The sequence below is a fragment of the Streptomyces sp. NPDC001848 genome (assembly GCF_042891915.1).
GTDB lineage: Bacteria > Actinomycetota > Actinomycetes > Streptomycetales > Streptomycetaceae > Streptomyces.
In genome coordinates this window covers 387,723-413,800 of record NZ_JBIATP010000001.1, presented here as the reverse complement: position 1 = coordinate 413,800, position 26,078 = coordinate 387,723, and the positions used below count along the sequence as shown (strand labels likewise).

The following is a 26,078-nucleotide window of genomic DNA, read 5'->3' as shown; positions in this document are numbered from 1 at the left end:
CCCTCAAGGCGAGTGGCGTTCAGGCGAGTGCCGTTACGCCGGGACGCTCGCGACGCCCGGCTCCAGGAACGTCCTGCCGTTCACGCGCTCCGAGACGCCCTCGCGGTCCAGGTACGGCGTGATGCCGCCCAGGTGGAAGGGCCAGCCGGCGCCGGTGATCAGGCACAGGTCGATGTCCTGGGCCTCGGCGACGACGCCCTCCTCGAGCATCAGCCCGATCTCCTGGGCCACCGCGTCGAGGACCCGGGCGCGGACCTGCTCCTCCGTCAGGACCACATCGCCCTGCTTCAGCAGCGCGGCGACCTCCGGGTCCAGCTCGGGCTTGCCGCTGTCGTAGACGTAGAAGCCGCGCTTGCCCGCCTCGACGACCGCCTTGAGGTTCGGGGAGACCTTGAAGCGGTCCGGGAACGCCCGGTTGAGGGTCTCCGAGACGTGCAGGCCGATCGCCGGGCCGACCAGCTCCAGCAGGACCAGCGGCGACATCGGCAGACCCAGCGGCTCCACCGCCTTCTCCGCCACCTCGACGGGGGTGCCCTCGTCGATGACGTTCTGGATCTCGCCCATGAAGCGGGTCAGGATGCGGTTCACGACGAACGCCGGGGCGTCCTTGACCAGAACCGCCGTCTTCTTCAGCTTCTTGGCCACCGCGAAGGCGGTCGCCAGTGAGGCGTCGTCCGTCTTCTCGCCGCGGACGATCTCAAGGAGCGGCAGGACCGCCACCGGGTTGAAGAAGTGGAACCCGACGACCCGCTCCGGGTGCTTCAGCTTCGACGCCATCTCCGACACGGAGAGGGACGAGGTGTTGGTCGCCAGGATCGCGTGCTCGGGCGCGACCGCCTCGACCTCCGCGAACACCTGCTGCTTGACGCCCATCTCCTCGAACACGGCCTCGATGACGAAGTCGGCGTCGGAGAAGCCCTCGGCCTTGTCGAGGACACCACAGACCAGCGCCTTGAGGCGGTTGGCCTTGTCCTGGTTGATCCGGCCCTTGCCGAGCAGCTTGTCGATCTCGGCGTGGACGTAGGCCACGCCCTTGTCGATGCGCTCCTGGTCGATGTCCGTCAGGACGACCGGGACCTCCAGGCGGCGCAGGAAGAGCAGGGCGAGCTGCGAGGCCATCAGACCGGCGCCGACGACACCGACCTTGGTGACCGGGCGCGCCAGGCTCTTGTCGGGGGCGCCCGCCGGGCGCTTGCCACGCTTCTGGACGAGGTTGAACGCGTAGATGCCGGCGCGCAGTTCACCACCCATGATCAGGTCTGCGAGGGCCTGGTCCTCGGCGTCGTAGCCCTGCTGCAGGTCGCCGTTCTTCGCGGCGGCGATGATGTCGAGGGCGCGGTAGGCGGCGGGGGCCGCGCCGTGCACCTTGCCGTCCGCGATGAAGCGGCCCTTGGCGACGGCCTGGTCCCAGGCCTCACCGCGGTCGATGACCGGGCGCTCGACCTCGATCTCGCCCTTGAGGACGCGCGCCGTCCAGGTCAGCGACTGCTCCAGGAAGTCGGCGCCCTCGAAGACGGCGTCGGCGATGCCGAGGTCGTAGACCTGCTGCCCCTTGAGCTGCTTGTTCTGGTTCAGCGAGTTCTCGATGATGACCGAGACGGCCTTGTCGGCGCCGATCAGGTTCGGCAGCAGGGTGCAGCCGCCCCAGCCCGGGACCAGGCCCAGGAACACCTCGGGCAGGGAGAACGCCGGAACGGCCTTCGACACCGTGCGGTAGGTGCAGTGCAGGCCGACCTCGACGCCGCCGCCCATCGCCGCGCCGTTGTAGTACGCGAACGTCGGTACGGCCAGCTTGGACAGGCGCTTGAAGACCTCGTGGCCGCCCTTGCCGATGGCCAGCGCGTCCTCGTGCCGCTTCAGCAGCTCGACGCCCTTGAGGTCGGCGCCGACCGCGAAGATGAACGGCTTGCCGGTGATGCCGACGCCGACGATGTCGCCGTCCGCGGCCTCCTTCTCGACCTGGTCGATCGCGGTGTTCAGGTTCGCGAGCGAGGCCGGGCCGAAGGTGGTCGGCTTGGTGTGGTCGTGGCCGTTGTCGAGGGTGATCAGGGCGAACCGGCCCACACCGAACGGCAGGTCGAAGTGGCGTACGTGCGCCTGCGTGACGACCTCGTCCGGGAACAGCTCGGCCGCGCCCTTCAACAGCTCAGCGGTGGTGCTCACTTGTCGCCTCCGTCGAAGTGCGGGTTCTCCCAGATGACCGTCGCGCCCATGCCGAAGCCGACGCACATGGTGGTGAGGCCGTAGCGGACCTCGGGCTGCTCCTCGAACTGGCGGGCGAGCTGCGTCATCAGGCGGACACCGGAGGAGGCCAGCGGGTGACCGAAGGCGATCGCGCCACCGTACTGGTTGACGCGCTCGTCGTCGTCCGCGATGCCGTAGTGGTCGAGGAAGGCCAGGACCTGGACGGCGAACGCCTCGTTGATCTCGAACAGGCCGATGTCGGAGATCGACAGGCCCGCCTTGGCGAGGGCCTTCTCCGTCGCCGGGATCGGGCCGTAGCCCATGACCTCCGGCTCCACGCCCGCGAAGGCGTAGGAGACCAGGCGCATCTTGACCGGCAGGCCGTTCTCGCGGGCGAAGTCCTCACTCGCGATGATGGAGGCGGTGGCGCCGTCGTTCAGACCGGCCGCGTTGCCCGCGGTGACCCGGCCGTGGACGCGGAACGGCGTCTTCAGGCCGGCCAGGTTCTCCAGCGTGGTGCCCGGGCGCATCGGCTCGTCCGCCGTGACCAGGCCCCAGCCGGTCTCGCCGCCCTCGGGGTTGGTGCGGCGTACGGAGATCGGCACCAGGTCCTGCTGGATCTTGCCGTTGGCGTACGCCTTCGCGGCCTTCTCCTGGGAGCGCACGGCGTATTCGTCGGCGCGCAGCTTGGTGATGTGCGGGTAGCGGTCGTGCAGGTTCTCCGCGGTCATACCCATGAACAGGGCGGACTCGTCGACCAGCTTCTCGCTCACGAACCGCGGGTTCGGGTCGACGCCCTCGCCCATCGGGTGGCGGCCCATGTGCTCCACACCGCCCGCGATGACGGCGTCGTACGCGCCGAACGCGATCGAGCCGGCCGTGGTCGTCACGGCCGTCATCGCGCCCGCGCACATGCGGTCGATGGAGTAGCCGGGGACCGACTGGGGGAGGCCGGCCAGGATGCCCGCGGTGCGGCCGAGGGTCAGGCCCTGGTCACCGATCTGCGTGGTCGCGGCGATGGCGACCTCGTCGATCTTCTTCGGGTCCAGACCCGGGTTGCGGCGCAGCAGCTCCCGGATCGCCTTCACGACGAGGTCGTCGGCGCGGGTCTCGTGGTAGATGCCCTTCGGGCCCGCCTTGCCGAACGGGGTGCGGACGCCGTCGACGAAGACGACGTCCCTGATGGTACGAGGCACGATGGCTCTCCTCCAGGGTGCGGGATGGCACTGCTGCGACACGCTGAGCGCGCGCTCAGCACCATGCTACTTGTGGGTAACCAAGCTGCCCAGTCCCGCACGCCCAAGCGGTGAAGGTCACACCTTCGGCGGAGCCGTGGAGCCCCGCGGGGTCGGCACGGGGGCCGGGACGGGATGCGAACCCTGCCTCTCCCGTGATCATCCCGAACAGCGTCCGCGCCGCGTCGGCCCCGAATCCGTACACGTCATGGCTCATCGCGGACAGCGTCGTGCTCTTCCGTCCCGAGAACGGAGCTGATGCACATGCACCGCCGTACAGTCCTCGCCCTGACCGCGGGCGCCCTGCTGCTCGCCGGGTGCACCGGCACCTCAGACAGGGGCGCGAGGCCAAGGCGAACGACGACCCGTCGCGGATGAGCGGGACCATCACGGTCCTCACCCAGCGGACCGACCTCGTGCAGGACGGCACGATGAAGACGTACGCCGCCGCGTTGTGGTGATCGTGAAGGGGACCACCGTCTGCAACGACCTCCACATCCCCTTCCTGTACATGTCCTCACGGGACCTTGGCGTGATCTCGACTGGTGATCCTGCCGACACTGATCGTGTTCCTGGTGCTGCAGCGCTTCATCTACAACGGGTTCAGCAGGGGAGCGACGAGGTGAATCACCCGGTGCCTAGGCACCCTTCACGGACAGCGCCTCGACCAGCACCGGAGTGACCTGCTCGACCTGCCACGCCCGCGCCCCGTACCCGGCGAGAGCGGAGGCCACGGCCTCCGCGTCCACCGGCTTGGGCGGCTCCCAGCAGACCCGCCGCACGGTGTCCGGGCTGATCAGGTTCTCCTGAGGCAGGTTGAGCTGCTCGGCCAGGGCCGACACCGCGGCCCGCGCGGCGGACAGCCGGGCGGCCGCCGCCGGGTCCTTGTCGGCCCAGGCGCGCGGCGGCGGCGGACCCGTCACCGGCTGTCCCTGGTGCGGTAGCTCCGCCTCCGGCAGCGCCCTGGCGCGGTCGATGGCGGCCTGCCACTGCTCCAGCTGGCGCCGTCCCATGCGGTGGCCGAAGCCGTTCAGCGCGGCCAGCGCGTGCACGTTCGGTGGCAGGGCGAGGGACGCCTCGATGATCGCGGCGTCCCCGAGCACCTTGCCCGGCGAGACGTCCCGGCGCTGCGCGATCCGGTCCCGGGTCTGCCACAGCTCCCGGACGGCCGCCATCTGCCGGCGGCGGCGCACCTTGTGCATCCCGGACGTGCGGCGCCAGGGGTCCTTGCGCGGCTCGGGCGGCGGCGCGGAGGCGATCGCGTCGAACTCCTGCCGTGCCCACTCCAGCTTCCCCTGCCGCTCGAGCTCCTTCTCCAGGGCGTCCCGCAGGTCCACGAGCAGTTCGACGTCGAGGGCGGCGTAGCGCAGCCAGGGCTCGGGCAGGGGCCGCGTCGACCAGTCGACGGCGGAGTGGCCCTTTTCCAGGATGAAGCTGAGGACGCTCTCCACCATGGCGCCGAGGCCCACCCGGGGGAACCCGGCGAGGCGCCCGGCCAGCTCGGTGTCGAACAGACGGGTGGGCACCATGCCTATCTCTCGCAGGCAGGGCAGGTCCTGGGTGGCGGCGTGCAGCACCCACTCCGCGTCGGAGATCGCCTCGGCGAGGGCCGACAGGTCGGGACAGGCCACCGGGTCGATCAGCGCGGTGCCCGCGCCCTCGCGGCGCAGCTGCACGAGGTAGGCGCGCTGGCCGTACCGGTAGCCGGAGGCCCGCTCGGCGTCGACGGCGACGGGGCCGGTGCCGGCGGCGAAGGCGGCGATCACCTCGGCGAGCGAGGCCTCCTCGGCAATCACGGGCGGAATGCCGTCGCGCGGCTCGAGCAACGGGATCGGCGCCGTTTCGACGTCGTCCGGAGGGGCGCCTCCGGTGGTTCGCAGTGGACTGTCTGCTGCGGTCTCTTGGGCGTCGGTCACCTGTCAAGGGTATCTGTGCGTGGACTACGCCCGCCGACGGAACGTTCCGTCGACGGGCGATGGGGGGTCGTAAACCAGTCATGTGTCACAGGGGTCCATCATGTCCGCGCGGGGGGCGCGGTGCCGGTGCCCGGCGGGAAACGGCGGGTGTCCCGGGCGGGCGGCCGGGTTCCCGGACGCGGCTCGGTGGCGGCTCGGTGCGGACGCGGGCCGGGGTGGGTGGTGGAGGTCGGTCAGTGGATGATGCCGGTCCGCAGGGCCACGGCCACCATCCCGGCGCGGTCGCCGGTGCCGAGCTTGCGGGCGATGCGGGCCAGGTGGCTCTTCACGGTCAGCGCGGACAGGCCCATCGAGACGCCGATCGCCTTGTTGGACTGTCCCTCGGCGACCAGACGCAGCACCTCCACCTCGCGGCCGGACAGCTCGCGGTAGCCGCCCGGGTGGCTCGGGGCACCCGGGGGGCGGCGGTGCAGGCGCGCGGCGGCGGCGCCGATGGGGGCGGCACCGGGTCGGGTGGGGAGCCCGATGTTGGTGCGGGTACCGGTGACGACATAGCCCTTGACACCGCCCGCGAGGGCGTTGCGGACGGCGCCGATGTCGTCGGCGGCGGACAGGGCGAGCCCGTTGGGCCAGCCCGCGGCCCGGGTCTCGGACAGGAGGGTGAGACCGGAGCCGTCGGGGAGATGGACGTCGGCGACGCAGATGTCGCGCGGGTTGCCGATACGAGGACGGGCCTCTGCGATGGACGACGCCTCGATGACGTCGCGCACTCCGAGCGCCCAGAGATGGCGGGTGACGGTGGAACGAACGCGCGGGTCGGCCACCACGACCATGGCGGTCGGCTTGTTGGGGCGGTAGGCGACCAGGCTTGCGGGCTGCTCGAGGAGAACGGACACCAGGCCTCCTGGAGGGGTGCGGGGACGGGGCCGGCTCGGGGAAGCGGCCGGGACGAACGTGGTTTGAAGGTCACAGTCGTCTTCGGCACCAAACTCGTGCTCCTTTAGAGAATGATCACGATTTGGTGAGTAACAATCCGTGCAATTCGGACGCGCGAGCGATCATCTGAGGATCGAGTCGGTTCGGTCCATGGTCGATACGAGGCCGAAAGTGGCCGTATCGACAAAGAGATGGCAAGGAAGGTCAAGAGGACATTGACAGGCCCGGCGGACGCGCCGGCGTCAGCGGGGCTGCGGCCCGCGACGCTGTGGCAGCGTCACCACCGAGGCGTCGCCCGGCCCCGCCGGGGGCAGGCCCGCCACCTGGCACAGCAGATCGCACCAGGAGGCCAGGTGCGCCGCGGTGTCCGGGACGCCGCCGATGCCCTCCCGGGGCGTCCACGAGGCGCGGATCTCGATCTGGGAGACGGCCGGACGGGCGGCGAGACCGCCGAAGTAGTGCGAGCTCGCGCGCGTGACGGTCCCGCTCGGCTCGCCGTACGCCAGCCCGCGGGCCTGCAGCGCGCCGGTCAGCCAGGACCAGCACACGTCGGGCAGCAGCGGGTCCGCCGCCATCTCCGGCTCCAGCTCCGCGCGCACCAGCGTCACCAGGCGGAAGGAGCCCTGCCAGGCCTCGTGCCCGGCCGGGTCGTGCAGCAGCACGAGGCGCCCGTCGGCGAGGTCCTCGTCGTCCGCGACCACGGCCGCCTCCAGCGCGTACGTGTGCGGGGCGAGCCGCTGCGGCGGGCGCGACGGCTCGATCTCGATCTCCGGCCGCAGGCGTGCGGCCTTCAGGGCGTCGACCGCGGCGCGGAAGGGCAGCGGAGCCGTCTCCATCGCATCGCCCTCCCCCTCCGCGTCGTCCATTCCGCCGGCGCCGTCCGTCTGTCGTTCCCGAGCCGCAGCCATGCGGGGAAGATTAAGGGGAAGAAAGCGCGTTCGCTTGGAGAGACACCCGATGCCGCCGGGGGTTCGGGAGCCGTACCGCGGTTCGTCGTGGCTGGATCCTGTCGTAGGGCGGACGGGTCCTTCCAGGTGTGGCGCGCTGACGCCGCTCAGCCGCGCACGGACACAGCCCCGCGCCCCTTCCAGGGGCGCTCACGCCCGGAGGCCGGGATCGCTCCGGTGGCGTGCGAGACTTTTGGCGTGAGTGTCAATGACCGCCCCGCCACGGGCCAGCCGAAAGCGACGTACGACTCCGCCTTCCTGAAGGCGTGCAGGCGCGAGCCCGTGCCGCACACCCCGGTGTGGTTCATGCGGCAGGCGGGACGCTCCCTGCCCGAGTACCGCAAGGTGCGCGAGGGCATCCCCATGCTGGAGTCCTGCATGCGGCCCGAGCTGGTCACCGAGATCACCCTGCAGCCGGTCCGCCGACACGGCGTGGACGCGGCGATCTACTACAGCGACATCGTCGTGCCCCTGAAGGCCATCGGCGTCGACCTCGACATCAAGCCCGGCGTCGGCCCGGTCGTCGAGCACCCGATCCACACCCGCGCCGACCTGGCCCGGCTGCGCGACCTGACCCCCGAGGACGTCCCCTACGTCACCGAGGCGATCAAGCTGCTCACCGCGGAGCTGGGCGAGACACCGCTGATCGGTTTCGCCGGCGCCCCCTTCACCCTCGCGAGCTACCTCATCGAGGGCGGCCCGTCCCGTACGTACGAGCACACCAAGGCGCTCATGCACGGCGACCCGCAGCTGTGGGCCGACCTGGTGGACCGGCTCGCGGACATCACGGCCGCCTTCCTCAAGGTCCAGATCGAGGCCGGTGCCTCCGCCGTCCAGCTCTTCGACTCCTGGGCCGGGGCCCTGGCCCCCGCCGACTACCGCCGCTCGGTGCTGCCCGCCTCGGCGAAGGTCTTCCGGGCCGTCGAGGGCTACGGCGTCCCCCGCATCCACTTCGGTGTCGGCACGGGTGAGCTGCTGAGACTGATGGGTGAGGCCGGCGCGGACGTCGTCGGCGTCGACTGGCGGGTCCCGCTGGACGAGGCGGCCCGCCGCGTCGGCCCCGGCAAGGCGCTCCAGGGGAACCTCGACTCGGCGGTGCTGTTCGCGCCGTGGGAGGCCGTCGAGGTCAAGGCCCGCGAGGTCCTGGACGCCGCCGCCGGTCTGGAGGGCCATGTCTTCAACCTCGGCCATGGTGTCCTGCCGTCCACGGACCCGGACGCCCTGACCCGGCTCGTGGAGTACGTCCACACGCAGACGGCCCGCTGACGGGACTCCTCGTACCGCACGGGCGGCCGGCACGTCCGCAGCTCACTCGGAGCGCTCGTCGGTCTCCTTCCGTGCGTCGGTGGCCTTCGTCGCGGGGCCACCGGACGTGTCGGGCTTGGACCGCCCCTGCTCCTCCGGGTGCACGTCCGGCTCGCCGGTCTCCCGCTCGAGCGGCGACTGCTGCTCGCGTTCACGTTCGCGTGGGTCGCCCATGATGACGCCCATAAGTCGCATGTCGGACGCATCGGGTTCCGTGGTGCGTGTCGCCGAAACGCCCTGGGGCACGGTCCCGCCGTGCTCCACAGGGGCCCGTCGCCGGTCGTCGACCGGGGCGCACAGGTGCTTGCCTGTCAGGCCGTCATCGGTGAGACGTCCGAGAGGCGAGCTCGGACCGGGGGTGCAGTGAGTCGGTGAGAGCGTCGCTGCCGCCGCGGCCGACCGTCGACCTCGTCGCGACCGAGGCCGTTTCGCCACCACGGGCCGCCGAGCTGTGCTAAGGTCTTTGGAGTTGCAGTTGTGGTACCCATGAACCTATGTGCGCCTGACGGGAACGATTCTCCGCAGGCGCATTATTTGTTTTTCCGGCATCTCCGGATGGGGCCTCTGCCTATCAGAAGGAGAAGGTCATGGCACAGGGAACCGTGAAGTGGTTCAACGCCGAAAAGGGTTTCGGCTTCATCCAGCAGGACGGCGGCGGTCCCGACGTCTTCGCCCACTACTCGAACATCGCGACCCAGGGCTTCCGTGAGCTCCAGGAAGGCCAGCGGGTCTCCTTCGACGTCACGCAGGGCCAGAAGGGCCCGCAGGCGGAGAACATCGTCCCCGCCTGATCGCCGGACGCGTATCCGCTCACCGGGGTCCGCACCGTCATGGTGCGGACCCCGGTTTGTGCTGTTCCCAGGAAGGCAGATAACTGCATGTCCCGCAGGCCCCAGAAGCCGAACCGGCGCGCCTCGTCACCCGCACCGTCCGTATCGTCGCCGAGGGAATTCCGGCTGCCGGAAGGCACGACACCCGCACTGCCCGCCGTCGAGGACTTCGGCGGTATGGACTTGCCCGCGGGGCTGCTGAACACCCTCACCGCACAGGGTGTGACCACCCCCTTCCCGATCCAGGCCGCCACCCTGCCCAACTCGCTCGCCGGCCGTGACCTGCTGGGACGGGGACGCACCGGCTCCGGCAAGACCCTCGCGTTCGGGCTGGCGCTCCTGGCCCGTACGGCCGGACTGCGCGCGGAGCCCAAGGCGCCCCTCGCCCTCGTACTGGTGCCCACCCGGGAACTCGCCCAGCAGGTGGCGGACGCGCTGACCCCCTACGCGACGGCGGTGAACCTCCGGCTGGCCACCGTGGTCGGCGGGCTGTCCATCACCAAGCAGGCCGACGCGCTCCGACGCGGTGCGGAGGTGCTGGTGGCGAGCCCCGGCAGGCTCAACGACCTGGTGGAGCGCGGGGACTGCGTGCTCGACGACGTCCGCATCACGGTGCTGGACGAAGCCGACCAGATGACCGACATGGGCTTCCTGCCGCAGATCACCAAGGTGATCGAGCGAGTACGGCCCGACGGACAGCGCATGCTCTTCTCGGCCACCCTGGACCGCAACATCGACGGCCTGGTGCGGCGGTTCCTGACCGACCCCGTGGTGCACTCCGTGGACCCGTCCGCGGGAGCGGTGACCACCATGGAGCACCACGTGCTCCACGTCCAGGACGAGACCGACAAGAAGGCCGTCACCGCGCGCATCGCGGCCCGTGACGGCCGGGTCATCCTCTTCCTCGACACCAAGAGGTCCGCCGACCGGCTCGCCAAGCGGCTCCTGGCCGTCGGTGTCCGCGCGGCGGCGCTGCACGGAGGCCGCTCCCAGCCGCAGCGGAACCGCACCCTGGAACAGTTCAAGAACGGCCAGGTCACCGCCCTGGTGGCGACGAACGTCGCGGCCCGGGGCATCCACATCGACGATCTCGACCTGGTCGTGAACGTCGATCCGCCCACCGACCACAAGGACTACCTCCACCGGGGTGGCCGCACGGCTCGCGCCGGCGGCTCCGGCAGCGTGGTCACACTGGTCCTGCCCGCCCAGAAACGGGACGTCACCCGGCTCATGTCGGACGCGGGCATCCGCCCCCGGACGGCCCGCGTGACGTCGAGCGACGCGGAACTGGCCACGATCACCGGCGCCCGGGAGCCTTCCGGCGTGGCCGTCACCATCGAGGTCCCCCAGCCGGCGACGCCGACGGCGTCCCGCCCGGACCGGAAGACCGGCACGAAGACCGGCAGGCGATCCGGTCGCCCGCGCCGCAACGGCGGCGTGGGCGAGGCGGCGACAGATCCTGCCACCGGGACGGGGAGCCGAGGCTCCGACCGCCGGGCCGGGGCGACGGCGCCCGGTGGCACCTCCGCAACCGGCGGGCGCGGATCTGCCCGCCGGGCGGGTTCCGGCGGGGCCCCGGGCGGTGCCGTCGGAGCGGGCGGCCGCAGTTCCGACCGCCGGTCCGCGGCCGGTGCGTCGACCGGCTCGGGCAGGGCTGCGCGCAGCTCCGGCCGCCGGGCGGCGGCGGACGGAGCCACGGGCGGCGCCGTCGGGACCGGCGGCCGCACCTCCGGCCGTCGAGGCGGCCGCCGCACCTCTCCCGCATCAGGCAACGCCGGCCCTGGTGACGACCTTTCGTAGGCGTTCGTCCCGCGCCTGCTTGTTCCGCCGGATGAGGGAGCGGCGGATCATGCCGACGAAGGCCCCCGGACCCGAGATCGGTCCGGGAGCTCGGCGCCGCACCCGGGCGATTGCCGGGTGCGGCGTGCAGGGATTCGTCGCGGTGTTACGGCGTCGGCGTCTTCCATATGCCTCGGCCGTGGGTGGCCACGTACACCTGGCTGCCGTCCGGGCTCGGCGAGAGGTAGACCGCCGGCGAGGTGGGCAGGTCGGTGCCCAGGCGCGCCCAGTGGCCCGCCGAGGTGCTGGTGAACACGCCCAGGTCGGTGGCGACCACGAGGGTGCCGTCCTTGGTGACCAGCGCCGCGTTGGCCGGGGCGTCCGGGAAGGAGTCCGAGGCGGAGGCGTCGCCGCTGATGTCCGTCCAGGTCGTACCGCCGTCGGTGGTCTTCCAGACGTGGCCGTAGCCGGCGCCCGGGCCCTCGTTCCAGTGCCGCGAGAAGCCGTTGATCACCGCGTAGACCGTCCTGCCGGAGGCGTCGGACGGGTCGATGGTCAGGCCGGAGATGTAGCGGTTCGGGAAGGCGGCGGGCAGGTTCACCTGGTGCCAGGTGCCGCCGTAGTTGGTGGCGATTCCCCGACCGAAGGTGCCGTCGACCTTCGAGCAGGGGCCGCACCAGGCCGCCCACGTCACGTGGTTGCGGCTGGCGACCGCAGAGGCCGAGTGGCCCGCGCCCAGGTCGTACAGCTGGGTCCAGTCGGCGCCGGAGGTGCTGTTCCAGGTCTTGGTGTTGCCCCAGACGTACTGGCCGCCCGCGACCCACAGGCCGTTCGGGTCGGTCTCGTCCGCGCTGAACGGGGCGATGAAGCGGGCGCCGGGGTCGCCGGGCGCGATGTCGGTGATGACGTCCTCGGAGCCGTCGTCGCTCGCGGTGTAGCCGCAGGTGTTCGTGATCTGCAGCGCCAGGTCGACGTACTCGCCGACGGTCTGGCAGCCGTTGGCGGGGTTGACCAGCTCGTCGCCGCCGTCACCGCCGAACGGGGAGACCATCTGGCCGTCCGGGTTGAGCTGCTGCCCCTGGTAGGTGGCACCCTTGGGCGCGAGCAGCGAGACGCCGTTGTCCTGCAGGCCGCCCCAGACGGCCTCGCCGCTGCCGTCGGTCATCCTGCCCGCGCGCACCGAGTAGTACTGGAGGGTGCGCAGGGTTCCCGATTCGTTGAGGTTGCGCCAGCCGGTGGTGGTCTGCGTGGTGGGGCGGGCGTAGGCGCCGCCGTCGTTGCCGACGAACACCTCCGGTGTGCTGCCCTTCCACTGCGCGAAGGCGAGTGCGTGCTGGTCGGAGTGCATCACATCGCCGTCGCAGGAGTTCGCGGCGGGGTCGTACGAGAAGCACGGCATACCGAAGTTCCAGTAGCGGCCGATCGCCTTCCAGGTGGCGCCGCCGTCGCGGGACTCGAACATCTCCTCAAGGCCCAGGTAGACGTGGTCGGGATCGCTCGGATCGACCGCGATCACCTGGTCGTACCACGCCTGGGAACCGGGCTGGTAGCCGCTGCCGATCTCGTTGACCTTCATCGCGGAGCCGCTCGTCGACAGCGACGAGGAGGTCGCGATCTGCTTGAACGGACCGTCGGCGTTGCCGCTTTGGCTGACGTACACACCCGCGAGGACCGAGTACACACCGGAGCCGGAGGACTTGTTGAGGAGCTTGGGGGACTCCATGGAGACGTACAGCTTGCTGCCGTCGGCCGCGTAGGCGAAGGCGGCGTTGCCGATCTCGGCGGGATTGATCGCACCGGTCGGGTTGGCGCGCTTCCAGGTCGTGCCCGCGTCGGCGGAGTAGTAGAAGCCGTTGTAGTCGGCGCCGCTGCGCCAGGCCACGTTGGCCAGCAGCTTGGTGCCGTCGCTGCCGGGCTGCACGGCGATGTCGTTGGCGATGTCCGCGTAGTGGCCGTCCACCCCGCAGCTCACGCCGCTGATGCCGATGCCCGTGCAAGGGGCCAGGACCTTCGTCCAGGCGGTGGATTGCCCGGCCGACAGCGGACGCCGGAAGACGCCGTGCGAGGAGGCCGCGAAGACGTACCCGGCGGCCTTGTCGAAGGTGAGGGTATGGATGGAGCTGCTGTCCAGCTCGGTGCCGCCCACCTTGTCGCTCTCGCTGAACGTGCCGGTGACCGGGTCCGCGAGGCGGTAGACGCCGCTGCCGAGGTAGTTGTCGGAGGCGGTGGTGGCCTCACCGGTGGCCAGCCACAGCGAACCGTCGGGCGCGACCGCGAGGGCGCCCACGGACAGGGCGGGCAGCCGGTCTGCGATCGGCGTCCACGTCCTGCCGTCGTCGGTGGAGCGGAACACGCCGCCCCCGGCGGCGCCCGCGTAGACCACGCCCTGGTGGGTCGGGTCGGCGGCCAGAGCGGCGATACGGCCCGCGGAGTGGCCCGCTCCGCCACCGGAGTTGGAAGCGGAGTGGTCGCGGTAGTGCAGCGCGTCCTCGTTGTACGGGGAGGTGGTGACCTCGCTCCAGCTCCCGGACCTGACCGGCATGTTCTTGATGTGCGCCCAGGCGTCGGCGTACGCGCCCGGCGCGATCTGGCCGCTGGGGGAGAGCCTCGGCTCGTTGAACGCGTCGAGGGACTCCATCAGTTCATGGGACTCTTCGCCCGCCACGTCATGGCGGCCGGCGTCCGTGCCGCTCACCCCGTAGGCGGTGACGGATCCCGTCCCCGCCATCAGGAGTGCGGCGGCGACGACGGCCAGTGCCGCTCTGCCGCCGCCCTCCGCCCCGCGGCGCGGTCTGCGCCGTGCGGAATACACACGCATGGACTGTCTCCGGCTTCTTCGGCGTAAGTCGCGGCCGCCCCTACGACCGCACTTGATCCCCTACTGCCGAGCGCCGGAACCGTACTCCTGTGCCCTCCCTCAACCCCAGAGGTTGACAGCGACTTTATAGCCTGACAAACGTAACGATTGTCAAAAATGGCCTCGTTCGCCATTTCTTCTCGCAGAGTGCCGGCACACCTCATTACTTGCAGCGCCGTCGGCCGCCCATCCGTTACTGACGGCCGCCTGGCCGGCCGCAGGCCCGGTCGCGACCGCGAGGCCTCCACGCGGCGTCAAACTACGGTGCTCAAGGGGGAGTCACGGTTCAAGAGGCCCGCAAACGTAAACTCCCCACCATTTTTCCTGTGAGGCCTTTGTGTGACTGTTGTGGTCACGCCAAGATCCCCTCTGTGCCGGGGCACCCCCATATGCCCGGTGCAGGGAGGAGAGGGCATGTTGCCCCCGAAGCACCAGCGGCGGTTCATGATCTGCACCGTCGTAGCGGCCGCGTTCGGACTGGTAAGCACCCAGTCGTTCGCGGCGTCGAACGACACCAGACCCCGGCCCTGGCAGGCGCGCCACCAGGCCGCCCTGGGCCGCCAGCACATCAAGGCGGTGCACGCGGGCCAGGGAATGTCCGCGTTCGCCGCGTCAGAGGGAGACGACGGCGCCGACGAGGCGGAGAACTCGGCCGAGGCGACGGCCCAGTTCACCGAGGCCCGTACCGCGCCCGGCGTGGTCGCGCCCGGCGCCTACGGCGCCGCCTGGCAGCAGCTGCAATCCATGAAGCACACGAGCGGCGGCTGGGACCACGTCACCAAGAAGGCGTACAACTCCGACGACCCCCGCTATCGGGACGTCAACTCCAACTCCAGCGGCGGCGCGGGTGACGTCACGGGCCGGATCACCGGTATCGCCGCCGACGACCAGGGCTATGTGTACGCGGGCGGCGCCAATGGTGGCGTCTTCCGCTCCACCACCGGTGGCGGTCACTGGAAGCCGATCGCCGACAAGCTGCCGTCGCTGTCGACCGGCACCCTCTCGCTGGACGGGCAGAACCGGCTCTGGTACGCGACCGGTGAGTCCAACACCGGGGCGACGTCCTTCGTGGGCACGGGTGTGTACGTCCTGAAGGACCCGCGCCACGGCCAGTTCGAGCCCGGCGACCGCGTCGGCGGTGCCGAACTGGAGTCGACCGTCATCCACGCCCTGCGCTTCGCCGGCACCAAGGTCTGGGCGGCGACCAGCACCGGCGTCTGGTCGCACTCCACGACCACCCTGTCCGGGCCGTGGAAGCACGAGTTCGTCCCCAACCCGGATTACCTCCCGGGCGGTTCGAAGGCGGACGACCCGAGCGCGCCGTACAAGAACATCGCCAACGACGTCGCTGTCGACCCCAAGGACCCGAACAAGGTCCTCCTGGCGGTCGGCTGGCGCGGCGGCGACACCTACAACGGGCTCTACGCCAAGCAGGACGACGGCAGCTGGAAGCCGGTCAGCGGGCTCGGCGACCTGCCCACCAGCAGTGACGACGTCGGCAACATGACGTTCGCCGCGGCGGCCGACGGCTCGCGCCTGTACGCCATCGACCAGTCGCCGGCGCAGATGGCCGCCAACCCGGACAGCGGGCTCAAGGGCGTGTACGTGTCGAAGAACGGTTCGCCGTTCGGGCCGTGGACGCTGATCGCGGACTACACCAAGCTGAAGGCGTCCGGGTCGGCCCTGCAGAGCGCGGGCTACATGCCCGGCATCCAGTCCTGGTACAACCAGTTCCTCCAGGTCGACCCGGCCGACGCCGACCACGTCTACCTCGGCCTGGAAGAGGTCTTCGAGACCAAGAACGGCGGCCAGAGCTGGATCACGCCGGGCCCGTACTGGAACTTCCCGTTCCCCTGCTGGAGCATCGACCCGGCCAAGCAGACCGGCGACTGCTCCCCGACCACACACTCCGACCAGCACGCGGTCGCGATCGGCAGCCACAAGGGCAGGACGTGGGTGTACGTCGGCAACGACGGCGGCATCTACCGGCGCCCGCTGAACGGGGCGGTCGACTCCGGCGGTCACGCCAAGGACTGGCAGTCCCTGAGCGACGGCACGCTCGACACCCTTCAGTACTACTCCGTGGGCGTCGGCAAGGACCTCGCCAACGGTGGCGTCTCGGTGACCGGCGGCCTGCAGGACAACGGCCAGTCGATCCTGCGCGGCCGGGACAAGGTCATGGGCTCCGACTTCGGAGGGGACGGCGGCGACACCATCGCCGACCCGGCCAACGGCTGCAACATCGCCGAGGAGTACGTCTACCTCGACATGTGGGTCACGCAGAACTGCGGCGTGAACGACGGCTCCTGGACGGCCGACCCGACCAAGGCCACCGAGTACGAGGTCGCCCCGCCGGACAAGGACCAGGGCGGCGCGGGCGCCCGCTTCATCGCACCGATCACCGCCGACGCCAAGAACACCAACATCTGGGTGGCCGGCGGCCGGCACGTGTGGGTGCAGACCAAGGGCTTCGCGATCCGTTCCGGCAAGGAGTGGACGGACGCCTACGACCTCGGCGAGGGCCACGTGGCCACCGCCGTGGCGTCCTCCGGCGGCACCGTCTACGTCGGCTGGTGCGGCCCCTGCAACAACCAGGGCTTCACCCGCGGCATCGCGGTCGGCAACGCCGACGGCACCGGCTGGCACCAGCTGAACCTCCCGGTCGACGGCACCGTCCCGAACCGCTACATCTCCGGCTTCGAGATCGACCCGACCGACGCCCAGCACGTCTACGTGGCTGTCAACGGCTTCTCCCGCAAGTGGACCGAAGGCCCCGGCGCGGGCGTCGGCCACGTCTTCGAGTCCAAGGACGGTGGCGCGAGCTGGACGGACATCTCGGCCAACCTGCCCGACGTCCCCGCCAACGCGGTGAAGCTCCTCCCGAACGGCGGCCTCGCCCTCGGCACCGACCTGGCGACCTTCTACCGGCCCGTCGGCGCCACCCAGTGGCAGGTCCTCGGCCACAACCTGCCCACCACGGCCGTCATGCAGCTCCGCCTCGGCCCCGACGGCAAGCTGTACGCCGCCACGCACGGACGCGGTATCCGGTCCTTCGACGTACGGCGCCTCAAGGGCCGTAACGACTGATCACCACCCGTACGCTCTGGAGCACAACGACGGCCGGTGCGCACCCCACGCGGGGACGCACCGGCCGTTTCCTGTTCCGTTCACTGCACCGGATAGGCCGCCACACTCAGCCGCAGCGTGAAGAGCGGCGCGCTTTCCGGCCCCCAGGTCACGGTCACCGCCCCGATGCGCGCGGCCCGCACCGTGACCCGGGTGACACCCTTGCTGTCGGTGGCGGACGAGGTCACCAGCGCCAGCACCGGGTTGCTGCTGCGCGGCTTCGGCCAGGCACCGTGGGCGCGGGGCGCCAGGACGACGGTCACCGTCGTGCCGGATCGCACGCACAGACTCCGGACGGAGGCGTCCTCGGATCCATGGGTGACGGTGGCGGAGCCTGCTATGCATCCCGTCGACGGGGTGGCCGTGGCCTGGGCTGTCGCGGTGGCCCCCGGGGACGACGACGGTGTCCCGGGAGGTGCTGTTGCCCCCGGGGACATGGAGGGCGAGGCGGGGGGCTCTGCCGTGCCGGCACCTTTCCCCGACGGCGTTGCGGCGTGCGGGTCGGCGGAAGGGCGCGGCGGCGTCGAGTCGGACTGCGAGCCGCCACCACTGCTTCCGCAGGCGGTCAGAAGGCAGGCGACCGCAAGCAGGGCGGCCCCTGACCACGGCCGCCCGTGGCCCCGTCCGCGTCTGCGCCGCTCCGGCGCCACAACTGCCTCCCTACGTCGCCGCACGCCACTGTGACGCTCTGGTTCGGCACCCGGTTCCTGTGCCCGTACAGAGTTGGCGGCTCACCAGCCCGGCCGCGCACGCCTGCCCCACTGCAGGCCGTGCGGCTCGGGTGGCGGCGGGGTCCCCTGGCGCAGGGGCAGGGCAAGGATCATGCCCACGAGGAAGCCCACCACATGGGCCGCGTACGCCACGGTCCCGGCCGAGGAGACGCCGTTCCCGGACGAGTAGACCGCCTGCAGCACGAACCAGAAGCCGAGCACGATCCACGCGGGCAGCCGCAGCGGCAGGAACAGCAGGAACGGCACCAGGATCCAGACCCGCACCCTGGGATAGAGCACCAGATACGCGCCGAGCACGCCCGCGATGGCGCCCGACGCGCCGATCAGCGGGTCGCTGGAGCTCGCGTTGAGGTACGCGTAGCCGTACCCCGCCGCGTACCCGCACGCCACGTAGAACAGCGCGAAGCGAATGTGGCCCAGGCGGTCCTCGATGTTGTTCCCGAAGATCAACAGGAACAGCATGTTGCCCAGCAGGTGCAGCCAGCTGCCGTGCAGGAACATCGCGGTGAACACCGACGCCGGCGGCGACTTGTGGTAGCCCGGCGGGGCCACCACACAGCCCGGCCCGTGCGCGCCCACCCCGACGGCGCCCGTGGGCACCAGCCGGGGCAGCTGGTCGTGGATCAGCTCGCGCGGCACCGCGGCGTAGTGGTCCAGGAACGCCTGGAGGTGGCAGAACTGGGACAGGTCGCTCTGCCCCGCCACCGAGCCCGCCAGGCCGGGGGTGAACAGGAAGACGACGACATTGGCTGCGATCAGCGCGTACGTCACATAGGGCGTGCGGCGCACCGGGTTCACATCATGGACGGGGATGACCACAAGGAAGTACTGCCCTCGATCGGCCGGGCGAATCGGTGAACGCGGCGGTCCGCGCGTGCGTATGTCTCCTCAACCGCCCGCGGTGCGGGGAAGGCGTGTCGCGGGGACGACGTGAGGAACAGGCGATGAACGACCGAGTTACTCCTCCGATACACGCCCTGCCCGACGGCGAGGCCGAGCTCGCGCTGGTGATCCAGCTGCCCTGGGAGGACGTCGCGCGACTAGGCCAGGAGGCCGCGCGGCTCGCGACCCAGATGCAGCGGCCCGTGACCCTCGACGAGGCGGTCAGCCACCGGCTGCGGTCCTCGCGGGGCGCCGCGGCGCATGCGAAGCCGATGGCTCAGCCGCAGCCGGCCGCGGTGACGTCTTCGGCGTCCGTCTCCTCGCTGCCTTCCCGGCCGCCGACCGAGCAGGCCCGGCAGGCCATCGAGCGGATCAACGGGGTCGGGCAGCACGAGACGGCTTGATACGGGGCTCGCCGTGGGGGCTGCGGTGGCGGGCCGGGTGCCGGTTGCCTTCGGCCGGCCGCGCTCACGCGGCGGAGCCGCAGATTGCCGCAGCCCGGCGCGCCCCCACAGGGGCGCCTCCGCTCACCCGGAGTTTCGCCGTACCGCCGCTGCCGCCTTCCGGGCCGCCACCAGGATCGGGTCCCACACCGGTGAGAACGGCGGGGCGTACCCCAGGTCCAGGGCCGTCATCTCCTCCACCGTCATCCGCGCGGTCAGCGCCACCGCCGCGATGTCCACCCGCTTCGCCGCGCCCTCCCTGCCGACGATCTGGACGCCCAGGAGGCGGCCCGTGCGGCGTTCGGCGAGCATCTTGACCGTCATGGGGGCCGCGTTCGGGTAGTAGCCCGCGCGGCTCGTCGACTCGATCGTGACCGTCTCGTACTGCAGCCCCGCCCGCCGCGCGTCCTTCTCGCGCAGCCCGGTGCGGGCGATCTCCAGGTCGCAGACCTTGCTGACGGCGGTGCCGACGACACCCGGGAACGTGGCGTAGCCGCCGCCCAGGTTGGTGCCGATGACCTGCCCGTGCTTGTTGGCGTGCGTGCCCAGCGGAATGTGCCGCTCACGGCCCGAGACCAGGTCGAGGACCTCGACGCAGTCGCCGCCCGCCCAGATGTTCTCGTGCCCGCGCACCCGCATCGCGAGGTCCGTGAGCAGTCCGCCGTGGTCGCCGAGCGGCAGCCCGGCGGCCCGCGCCAGGCCCGTCTCGGGCCGTACCCCGATGCCGAGGACCACCACGTCCGCCGGGTACTCGGCGTCCTCCGTGCCGACCGCGCGGACCTCGCCGTCGTCATCGGTGAGGATCTTGGTGACCTCGGCGTCGTCCACCATGGTGATGCCGAGACCCTCCATGGCCCGGTGCACCAGCCGGCCCATGTCCGGGTCGAGGGTGGACATGGGTTCGCTGCCGCGGTTGACGACCGTGACCCGGTAACCGCGGTTGATCATCGCCTCGGCCATCTCCACGCCGATGTAGCCCGCGCCGACCACCACCGCCCGGCGCCCCTTCGCGGCGGCAAGGGCGTCCAGGAGCGCCTGGCCGTCGTCCAGGGTCTGGACCCCGTGCACCCCGGGCGCGTCGGCGCCGGGCAGGTCGGGGCGGATCGGGCGGGCCCCGGTCGCGATCACCAGCTTGTCGTACGACGTCCACGCCTCGGCTCCGGAATCGACGTTCCGGGCGCGGACCCGGCCGGCCGCGACGTCGATCTCCGTGACCTCCGTCCGCATCCTGAGGTCGATGCCGCGCGCGCGGTGCTCCTCGGGGGTACGGGCGATCAGCTCGTCCCGGCCGGCGACGTCGCCGCCCACCCAGTACGGGATGCCGCACGCCGAGAACGAGGAGAAGTGGCCGCGTTCGAACGCCACGATCTCCAGTTCGTCGGGGCCCTTGAGGCGGCGCGCCTGCGATGCGGCGGACATGCCCGCCGCATCGCCGCCGATGACGACCAGACGCTCGGGTGGGCGGCTCGTACGGCTCGCACGGCTCATGCTCATGCTCATGGGGACACGCTACGGCCAGGGGCACCTCGGTCCTGCTCGCCCCGACCCTCGTGCTCCGGTGCCGTGCGGGCCAGGGGGAGCGGGCCGAGTGCGGTCGCCGTCGGCACCCGGTCCGGGCGGCGCGGCAGCAGCGTTCGGGGTGAGCTTCGGTGTGCTGCCGCGTGCCGTGGCGCCGCCGCCCGTGCCGTTGCCGGCGGCGCCCTGTCGCTGTGCCTGCGCGCCCGAGGCGGCCTTGGCCTTGCTGTCGCTCGACGCGCCGGTGCCGTCGGCGCTGCAGCCCGCGAGCGCGAGCGCGGCGGCGAGCAGCATCGCGGCCGACACCCGCACCGGGCGTGGAGAGCGTGGAGTGTGCATGCGGTCAAAATCCCCGGAAGTCGTCGTGACGGACGCTTCTTCGACGCCAGGCCCCGGCGGTACGTCGGCCGGATCCGGTCCCGATGCGGTCGCGGTCGGCACTCGGACGGGACACCGGGCGCCCGCCGGGTTGTCAGGGGGGTCTGAGAGGCTGGGGGCATGAGCGCAGTGGAGGCCCGCGGGGGCGCGGGGCATGTCGTCGTCATCGGGGGCGGGATCGCGGGTCTGGCCGCCGCCCACCGGCTGCTGGACCGGGGCGCGCGGGTCACGGTCCTGGAGGCGTCCGACCGGGTCGGCGGCAAGCTGCTGCCCGGCGAGATCGCGGGCGTGCGGGTCGATCTCGGGGCCGAGTCGATGCTGGCGCGGCGGCCCGAGGCGGTGGCGCTCGCCCGGGAGGTGGGCCTCGCGGACCGTCTCCAGCCGCCGGCCACGGCGACCGCCTCGATCTGGACCCGCGGCGCTCTGCGGCCCATGCCGAAGGGGCATGTCATGGGTGTCCCCGGCACCGCCTCCGCGCTGTCCGGCGTCCTGTCCGACGAGGGACTCGCCCGGATCGAGCGGGACGCGGAGCTGCCACGCACCCGGATCGGCGACGACGTGGCGGTGGGGGAGTACGTGGCGGCACGCCTCGGCCGCGAGGTCGTCGACCGTCTGGTGGAGCCGCTGCTCGGCGGCGTGTACGCGGGCGACGCCTACCGCATCTCGCTGCGCTCGGCGGTCCCGCAGCTCTTCGAGGCCGCCAAGGCGCACGACTCGCTGACGGAAGCGGTCCGCGAGATCCAGGCGAAGGCCGCCACGGCACAGCAGACCGGACCGGTCTTCATGGGGATCGAGGGAGGCGTCGGCCGACTGCCGCTCGCGGTCGCGGAGTCGGTGCGGTCGCGGGGCGGTGAGATCCGGCTCGGCACCGCCGCCGACCGACTGCGCCGCACGCCCGACGGGTGGGAGGTCACCGCCGGGGGCCGCACGGAGAGGGCGGACGCGGTGGTGATCGCGGCGCCGGCCGCCGTGGCCGCCCGGCTGTTGGCCGCCGAGTCCCCGGACGCGGCCGCCGAACTGCGCACGGTCGAGTACGCCTCGATGGCCCTGGTCACCCTCGCCTACCGCCGTGCCGACGTCTCCCTCCCGGAGGGCAGCGGCTTCCTGGTGCCGCCCGTCGACGGGCGCACGATCAAGGCGTCGACCTTCGCGTCCCAGAAGTGGGGGTGGACAGCCGAGGAGGACCCGGACGTGCTGGTGCTGAGGACGTCCGTCGGGCGGTACGGCGAGACCGAGATCCTCGAGCGGGAGGACGCCGACCTCGTGGCCATCTCGCGGCACGACCTGCGCGCGGCGACCGGCCTGGACGCCGCCCCGGTGGCGACCCGCGTCACCCGCTGGACCGACGGCCTGCCGCAGTACCCGGTCGGTCACCACGCGCGCGTGGCCCGCATCCGTGAGCATGTCGCGAAGCTGCCGGGGCTCGCGGTGTGCGGGGCGGTGTACGACGGGGTCGGTATCCCGGCGTGCATCGCGAGTGCGTACGCGGCCGTCGACCAGCTCGGCGGTGACGTTCGCGGTGTGCAGGAGCTCACCGCGAACCCGGTGCAGAGCCTGCACGGCGGAGCGGGAGAATAGGTGCATGAGTGACGACGCCCCCACCACCGAGTCCGGCAGGATCCCGAACAAGGGCAAGCTGGCCAAGGACCTCAACGAGGTCATCCGCTACACGCTGTGGTCCGTCTTCAAGCTGAAGGACGTGCTGCCCGAGGACCGCGCCGGGTACGCCGACGAGGTCCAGGAGCTGTTCGACCAGCTCGCCGCCAAGGACGTGACCATCCGCGGCACGTACGACGTGTCCGGCCTGCGCGCCGACGCCGACCTCATGATCTGGTGGCACGCCGAGACCAGCGACCAGCTCCAGGAGGCGTACAACCTCTTCCGCCGCACGAAGCTGGGCAGGGCCCTGGAACCGGTGTGGTCCAACATGGCGCTGCACCGCCCGGCCGAGTTCAACCGCTCGCACATCCCGGCGTTCCTCGCCGACGAGACGCCGCGCAACTACGTCAGCGTCTATCCGTTCGTGCGTTCCTACGACTGGTATCTGCTGCCGGACGAGGACCGCCGCCGCATGCTGGCGGACCACGGCAAGATGGCCCGCGGCTACCCGGACGTGCGGGCCAACACGGTCGCGTCGTTCTCCCTCGGTGACTACGAGTGGATCCTGGCCTTCGAGGCCGACGAGCTGTACCGCATCGTCGACCTCATGCGCCACCTGCGCGGCTCCGAGGCCCGCAGGCACGTCCGCGAGGAGGTGCCCTTCTTCACCGGGCGGCGGAAGTCCGTGGCCGAGCTGGTGGCCGGGCTGGCCTGATACGAGGGGGTGCCCTGTCGGTCGGCCGGGGGTCTGGGGGTTGTCCCCCAGATGGTGCAGCATCGGGCGGCGGAAGTCCGTGGCCGAGCTGGTGGCTGGGCTGGCCTGATACGAGGGGGTGCTCTGTCGGTGGGCCGGGGGTCTGGGGGTTGTCCCCCAGATGGTGCAGCATCGGGCGGCGGAAGTCCGTGGCCGAGCTGGTGGCCGGGCCGGCCTGAGCGCACCAGGACGGGGGCGCGGGTGGCCACGCCCCCTCGGTTCGTCAGGGCGGTGGGCTGGAGGCGGCCGGCGGCAGGGAATAGGTCTGCGACGGGGTCACCGGTACCGGTGTGCCGGGGTCGTCCGTCGGCCCCGGCGGAGCGGGGGAGTGGGTGAGCGGCGGCGGGCTCGCGGTGGCCGCGTCCTGCGCCAGGGCGTCGAAGTCGACGTAACCGGTGGCCTCCAGGACCTTGATGTGGTCCAGCACCGTCGCGTTCGCATCGTCGGCGAGGGCGCGCACGAGCGAGTTGCGGGTCGTGGCGCGGACCTGGGCGACGACGGTGAAGACCTTGCCGTGTGCCCGGCGCAGCAGGTTGGCGAAGTCGCGGTCGTACTCCTCGCCCTGGGCGGCGTCCAGGGTCGTGAGCCACTGACGCTGCTGGGCGTTCGGCTGGTTGGGCAGGGCGAGGCCGAGCCGTGCCGCGACGTCGCGGACCCGGGCGTCCAGGAAGGTGTGGCCCGTCACCAGGTGCTCGCCCGCGGTGCGGACGGCCTGGGTGGTGCCCTTCTGCTCGGCCTGCTGTCCGGCGGGCAGCTCCCACAGCCCGGCCAGCCGGACCTTGGTGATGAAGTCGCGGTCCAGCGCGGACAGCGGGCCGTACTGCGTCGACACGGACTCGGCGTTCAGGGTGTCCACGCCTGTACCGGAGCGGTCCGCGTAGGACCAGATCGGGAACACGAGCGCGGCCAGGGTCCCCGCGAGCAAGATGACGAGGGTCCCGGTGCCGCTGAGGATACCGCGGCCTCGGACGGGTCTCGATCTCATGGTGCCTCCTGCTTGCGGCACCGCACGCTAGTGCGCTTCGGGTGCGAGTTGGCATATTACTGGGCCGTATGCGCCAACTGCTGCCGGAGACAAAGCGCTTGAAAAAAGGCATCACACGCTGAATGCCGCGGTGACAAGGGTGGGCATTGCGGGACTAACCGCGGCAAGCAACCGCTCTCGTCGTTGGGCGCGACTGTTGTGTTAACCGCGGCACATTCCCCTCGGACGGCCCCGGAGTGGGCGCGGGAGTGATAGGCGGCGGGTGGACGTGGGCGGCGCCCGGCGGGAGTGCGCTTCAGTGACGCCGCAGGACCCGGCGCGTGGCGCGCAGCATACGGGCGGCAGGACGCCGGGACGGCGGCGTGGGGCCCGAACGCTCCAGCCACCACGCGCGCAGCCGGCGCCGCGCCTCGCTGTCCTCGGGCCGCCCGGTGAGCAGCAGGTGCCCGGCGAAATCGAGGGCGTCGCGCCGGTAGCCGCCCGTCATCGGGTGCCGCTGGGCGTAGCCGAGGAAGGCGGACCGGTAACCCTCCCCGAGGATGCCGGGCAACTCGGGCGCGACCTTGGCCACCACACCGGCCCGCTTGGCGGCGAGGGCCCGGGCCTGCACCCCGAGCCGCACCCGGTCGAACCCCTCCGGCACCGGAGTGCCGGCGACGAGACAGGACAACAGCGCGGCCTGAGCGAGACCCAGCCGCTCCCGGGCCGCCTCGGTGTCGGCCTCCGGACGCCCGCTCCCCGCCGCCCCCAGGGGTGTACTCGTCCGCGGCCCGGGCGCGGCCTTCTCCACCGTCTCCCGGACGACGGCCAACTCCCGTTCCAGCTCGGCCGGTTCCGGGAAGTTCTCGTCCCGTTCCAGCAGGACGCCGGGTGGCGCGGTACGGGACGCCAGGTCCGCCAGGATGTCCAGTACCGGTGGCGGGACCGGGTGGGCGTGGCTGTCGTGCCAGACGCCGTCACGTTCGTAGCCGCCCGCGACATGGACGTACGCGATCGCCTCGACGGGCAGCTCGTCCAGCGCCTTCGCCGGGTCCTCACCCCGGTTGACGTGGTTGGTGTGCAGGTTGGCCACGTCGATCAGCAGCCGTATGCCGGTGCGCTCCACCAGCTCGTACAGGAACTGCCCCTCGGTCATCTCCTCGCCCGGCCAGGAGATCAGCGCCGCGATGTTCTCCACGGCGAGCGGCACGGGCAACGCGTCCTGAGCGATCCTGATGTTCTCGCAGAGCACTTCGAGCGCATCCCGGGTGCGCGGCACCGGTAGCAGGTGCCCGGCCTCCAGCAGCGGCGACGCCGTCCGTGCCCCGCCCGCCCGTACGAACGCGATGTGCTCGGTGACGAGCGGCGCGCCCAGGGCCTCGACCCGCTCGGCCAGGGCGGCCAGCCGGGCCTCGTCGGGGCGGTCCGCGCCGCCGAGACCGAGGGACACACCGTGCGGGACGACGGTGACTCCGCGCTCGCGCAGCCGCAGCAGTGACTCGGGGAGGTGTCCGGGGCACACGTTCTCGGCCACGACCTCGACCCAGTCGAGGCCCGGCATGCGCTCCACCGCGTCGGCGATCTCCGGCCGCCACCCGATGCCCGTTCCCAGTCGGTCCATCGTCCCCTCCCTCGCACCGGCCCGCCGGGACCCGGGGACCACCCGCCGACGTTGTCGCGGTGACGGAGTCATGGCC

The 26,078-nt window shown here is 71.6% G+C and carries 20 protein-coding genes and 3 pseudogenes; 9 read left to right on the top strand and 14 right to left on the bottom strand.

Annotation, left to right across the window (positions count from 1 at the left end; translation table 11 throughout):
* Window positions 1-33: 33 nt before the first annotated feature.
* The 3 genes and pseudogenes from ACFYZJ_RS01940 to ACFYZJ_RS01930 form a co-directional block, all read right to left on the bottom strand.
* A complete protein-coding gene (locus ACFYZJ_RS01940) occupies window positions 34-2,163 on the bottom strand; it encodes a 3-hydroxyacyl-CoA dehydrogenase NAD-binding domain-containing protein (RefSeq protein ID WP_388561782.1) in 2,130 nt (709 codons plus the stop codon).
* On the bottom strand, window positions 2,160-3,380 hold the full coding sequence (locus ACFYZJ_RS01935; RefSeq protein ID WP_388561780.1) for a thiolase family protein: 1,221 nt from the start codon (window positions 3,378-3,380) through the stop codon (window positions 2,160-2,162). Before ACFYZJ_RS01935 ends, ACFYZJ_RS01940 begins: the two co-directional genes overlap by 4 nt.
* Window positions 3,381-3,497: 117 nt before the next feature.
* Window positions 3,498-3,648 (bottom strand): annotated as a pseudogene (locus tag ACFYZJ_RS01930) (LacI family transcriptional regulator); the annotation flags it as partial.
* Between the two features lie 29 nt (window positions 3,649-3,677).
* Here ACFYZJ_RS01930 and ACFYZJ_RS01925 point away from each other — a divergent pair.
* Together ACFYZJ_RS01925 and ACFYZJ_RS01920 are read left to right on the top strand one after the other, a co-directional pair.
* Window positions 3,678-3,868 (top strand): annotated as a pseudogene (locus ACFYZJ_RS01925) (carbohydrate ABC transporter substrate-binding protein); the annotation flags it as partial.
* A gap of 5 nt (window positions 3,869-3,873) precedes the next feature.
* Window positions 3,874-4,045, top strand: a pseudogene (locus tag ACFYZJ_RS01920) (carbohydrate ABC transporter permease); the annotation flags it as partial.
* 12 nt (window positions 4,046-4,057) lie between these two features.
* Here ACFYZJ_RS01920 and ACFYZJ_RS01915 read toward each other — a convergent pair.
* The 3 genes from ACFYZJ_RS01915 to ACFYZJ_RS01905 form a co-directional block, all read right to left on the bottom strand.
* Window positions 4,058-5,335, bottom strand: coding sequence for an HRDC domain-containing protein (locus ACFYZJ_RS01915; protein WP_388561778.1), 1,278 nt, complete (start codon window positions 5,333-5,335; stop codon window positions 4,058-4,060).
* A 233-nt stretch (window positions 5,336-5,568) separates the two neighbouring features.
* On the bottom strand, window positions 5,569-6,231 hold the full coding sequence (locus ACFYZJ_RS01910) for a response regulator transcription factor (RefSeq protein WP_043444816.1): 663 nt from the start codon (window positions 6,229-6,231) through the stop codon (window positions 5,569-5,571).
* A 282-nt stretch (window positions 6,232-6,513) separates the two neighbouring features.
* Entirely contained in the window at window positions 6,514-7,137 is a 624-nt protein-coding gene (locus tag ACFYZJ_RS01905) for a DUF3000 domain-containing protein (RefSeq protein ID WP_388562206.1), read from the bottom strand.
* Between the two features lie 279 nt (window positions 7,138-7,416).
* On the opposite strand from ACFYZJ_RS01905, the gene hemE reads away from it, so the two are divergent.
* Window positions 7,417-8,484: a uroporphyrinogen decarboxylase gene (hemE, locus tag ACFYZJ_RS01900; protein WP_388561776.1), complete on the top strand. Its 1,068-nt coding sequence runs from the start codon at window positions 7,417-7,419 to the stop codon at window positions 8,482-8,484.
* Window positions 8,485-8,526: 42 nt separating this feature from the next.
* Here the strand turns inward: hemE and ACFYZJ_RS01895 are convergent, their stop codons facing one another.
* The gene (locus ACFYZJ_RS01895) at window positions 8,527-8,697 is read right to left on the bottom strand and encodes a hypothetical protein (RefSeq protein ID WP_388561774.1); all 171 of its coding nucleotides are present in this window, start codon (window positions 8,695-8,697) and stop codon (window positions 8,527-8,529) included.
* Window positions 8,698-9,110: 413 nt separating this feature from the next.
* Here ACFYZJ_RS01895 and ACFYZJ_RS01890 point away from each other — a divergent pair, with 413 nt between their 5' ends.
* On the top strand, window positions 9,111-9,314 hold the full coding sequence (locus ACFYZJ_RS01890) for a cold-shock protein (RefSeq protein WP_023544341.1): 204 nt from the start codon (window positions 9,111-9,113) through the stop codon (window positions 9,312-9,314).
* An 87-nt stretch (window positions 9,315-9,401) separates the two neighbouring features.
* Window positions 9,402-11,153 (top strand): DEAD/DEAH box helicase, encoded by a 1,752-nt coding sequence (locus ACFYZJ_RS01885; protein ID WP_388561772.1) that lies wholly within the window; start codon window positions 9,402-9,404, stop codon window positions 11,151-11,153.
* Between the two features lie 145 nt (window positions 11,154-11,298).
* On the opposite strand, the gene ACFYZJ_RS01880 is transcribed toward ACFYZJ_RS01885, so the two are convergent.
* Entirely contained in the window at window positions 11,299-13,950 is a 2,652-nt protein-coding gene (locus ACFYZJ_RS01880) for a WD40/YVTN/BNR-like repeat-containing protein (RefSeq protein ID WP_388561770.1), read from the bottom strand.
* Between the two features lie 453 nt (window positions 13,951-14,403).
* Between ACFYZJ_RS01880 and ACFYZJ_RS01875 the strand changes: the two genes are divergently transcribed.
* Complete coding sequence (locus ACFYZJ_RS01875) at window positions 14,404-17,076, top strand: glycosyl hydrolase (RefSeq protein ID WP_388561768.1); 2,673 nt, start codon at window positions 14,404-14,406, stop codon at window positions 17,074-17,076.
* Window positions 17,077-17,156: 80 nt separating this feature from the next.
* Here ACFYZJ_RS01875 and ACFYZJ_RS01870 read toward each other — a convergent pair whose 3' ends face one another.
* On the bottom strand, window positions 17,157-17,396 hold the full coding sequence (locus ACFYZJ_RS01870; RefSeq protein WP_388561766.1) for a hypothetical protein: 240 nt from the start codon (window positions 17,394-17,396) through the stop codon (window positions 17,157-17,159).
* A gap of 450 nt (window positions 17,397-17,846) precedes the next feature.
* On the bottom strand, window positions 17,847-18,665 hold the full coding sequence (locus ACFYZJ_RS01865; protein ID WP_388561764.1) for a rhomboid family intramembrane serine protease: 819 nt from the start codon (window positions 18,663-18,665) through the stop codon (window positions 17,847-17,849).
* Window positions 18,666-18,790: 125 nt separating this feature from the next.
* Between ACFYZJ_RS01865 and ACFYZJ_RS01860 the strand changes: the two genes are divergently transcribed.
* Window positions 18,791-19,132: a hypothetical protein gene (locus ACFYZJ_RS01860; protein ID WP_388561762.1), complete on the top strand. Its 342-nt coding sequence runs from the start codon at window positions 18,791-18,793 to the stop codon at window positions 19,130-19,132.
* Window positions 19,133-19,255: 123 nt separating this feature from the next.
* Here ACFYZJ_RS01860 and ACFYZJ_RS01855 read toward each other — a convergent pair whose 3' ends face one another.
* Both ACFYZJ_RS01855 and ACFYZJ_RS01850 read right to left on the bottom strand, forming a co-directional pair.
* The gene (locus tag ACFYZJ_RS01855; RefSeq protein WP_388562204.1) at window positions 19,256-20,665 is read right to left on the bottom strand and encodes an FAD-dependent oxidoreductase; all 1,410 of its coding nucleotides are present in this window, start codon (window positions 20,663-20,665) and stop codon (window positions 19,256-19,258) included.
* Between the two features lie 15 nt (window positions 20,666-20,680).
* Window positions 20,681-21,025 (bottom strand): hypothetical protein, encoded by a 345-nt coding sequence (locus tag ACFYZJ_RS01850; RefSeq protein ID WP_388561760.1) that lies wholly within the window; start codon window positions 21,023-21,025, stop codon window positions 20,681-20,683.
* A 159-nt stretch (window positions 21,026-21,184) separates the two neighbouring features.
* Between ACFYZJ_RS01850 and hemG the strand changes: the two genes are divergently transcribed.
* The gene (hemG, locus tag ACFYZJ_RS01845; protein WP_388561758.1) at window positions 21,185-22,642 is read left to right on the top strand and encodes a protoporphyrinogen oxidase; all 1,458 of its coding nucleotides are present in this window, start codon (window positions 21,185-21,187) and stop codon (window positions 22,640-22,642) included.
* Between the two features lie 4 nt (window positions 22,643-22,646).
* Window positions 22,647-23,378: a hydrogen peroxide-dependent heme synthase gene (hemQ, locus tag ACFYZJ_RS01840; protein ID WP_388561756.1), complete on the top strand. Its 732-nt coding sequence runs from the start codon at window positions 22,647-22,649 to the stop codon at window positions 23,376-23,378.
* A 262-nt stretch (window positions 23,379-23,640) separates the two neighbouring features.
* Here hemQ and ACFYZJ_RS01835 read toward each other — a convergent pair whose 3' ends face one another.
* Together ACFYZJ_RS01835 and ACFYZJ_RS01830 are read right to left on the bottom strand one after the other, a co-directional pair.
* Window positions 23,641-24,402: a DUF4142 domain-containing protein gene (locus ACFYZJ_RS01835; RefSeq protein WP_388561754.1), complete on the bottom strand. Its 762-nt coding sequence runs from the start codon at window positions 24,400-24,402 to the stop codon at window positions 23,641-23,643.
* A gap of 295 nt (window positions 24,403-24,697) precedes the next feature.
* Complete coding sequence (locus tag ACFYZJ_RS01830; protein ID WP_388561752.1) at window positions 24,698-26,002, bottom strand: DUF692 domain-containing protein; 1,305 nt, start codon at window positions 26,000-26,002, stop codon at window positions 24,698-24,700.
* Window positions 26,003-26,078 lie beyond the last annotated feature (76 nt).

Excerpts from the sequence above, each read along its gene's own strand:
- ACFYZJ_RS01875 (WP_388561768.1), top strand. The coding sequence starts at position 14,404 with ATGTTGCCCCCGAAGCACCAGCGGCGGTTCATGATCTGCACCGTCGTA.
- ACFYZJ_RS01860 (WP_388561762.1), top strand. The coding sequence starts at position 18,791 with ATGAACGACCGAGTTACTCCTCCGATACACGCCCTGCCCGACGGCGAG.
- ACFYZJ_RS01905 (WP_388562206.1), bottom strand. The coding sequence starts at position 7,137 with ATGGACGACGCGGAGGGGGAGGGCGATGCGATGGAGACGGCTCCGCTG.
- ACFYZJ_RS01835 (WP_388561754.1), bottom strand. The coding sequence starts at position 24,402 with ATGAGATCGAGACCCGTCCGAGGCCGCGGTATCCTCAGCGGCACCGGG.
- ACFYZJ_RS01885 (WP_388561772.1), top strand. The coding sequence starts at position 9,402 with ATGTCCCGCAGGCCCCAGAAGCCGAACCGGCGCGCCTCGTCACCCGCA.
- ACFYZJ_RS01830 (WP_388561752.1), bottom strand. The coding sequence starts at position 26,002 with ATGGACCGACTGGGAACGGGCATCGGGTGGCGGCCGGAGATCGCCGAC.
- ACFYZJ_RS01850 (WP_388561760.1), bottom strand. The coding sequence starts at position 21,025 with ATGCACACTCCACGCTCTCCACGCCCGGTGCGGGTGTCGGCCGCGATG.
- ACFYZJ_RS01880 (WP_388561770.1), bottom strand. The coding sequence starts at position 13,950 with ATGCGTGTGTATTCCGCACGGCGCAGACCGCGCCGCGGGGCGGAGGGC.
- ACFYZJ_RS01895 (WP_388561774.1), bottom strand. The coding sequence starts at position 8,697 with ATGGGCGACCCACGCGAACGTGAACGCGAGCAGCAGTCGCCGCTCGAG.
- ACFYZJ_RS01855 (WP_388562204.1), bottom strand. The coding sequence starts at position 20,665 with ATGAGCATGAGCCGTGCGAGCCGTACGAGCCGCCCACCCGAGCGTCTG.
- ACFYZJ_RS01890 (WP_023544341.1), top strand. The coding sequence starts at position 9,111 with ATGGCACAGGGAACCGTGAAGTGGTTCAACGCCGAAAAGGGTTTCGGC.
- hemG (WP_388561758.1), top strand. The coding sequence starts at position 21,185 with ATGAGCGCAGTGGAGGCCCGCGGGGGCGCGGGGCATGTCGTCGTCATC.
- hemQ (WP_388561756.1), top strand. The coding sequence starts at position 22,647 with ATGAGTGACGACGCCCCCACCACCGAGTCCGGCAGGATCCCGAACAAG.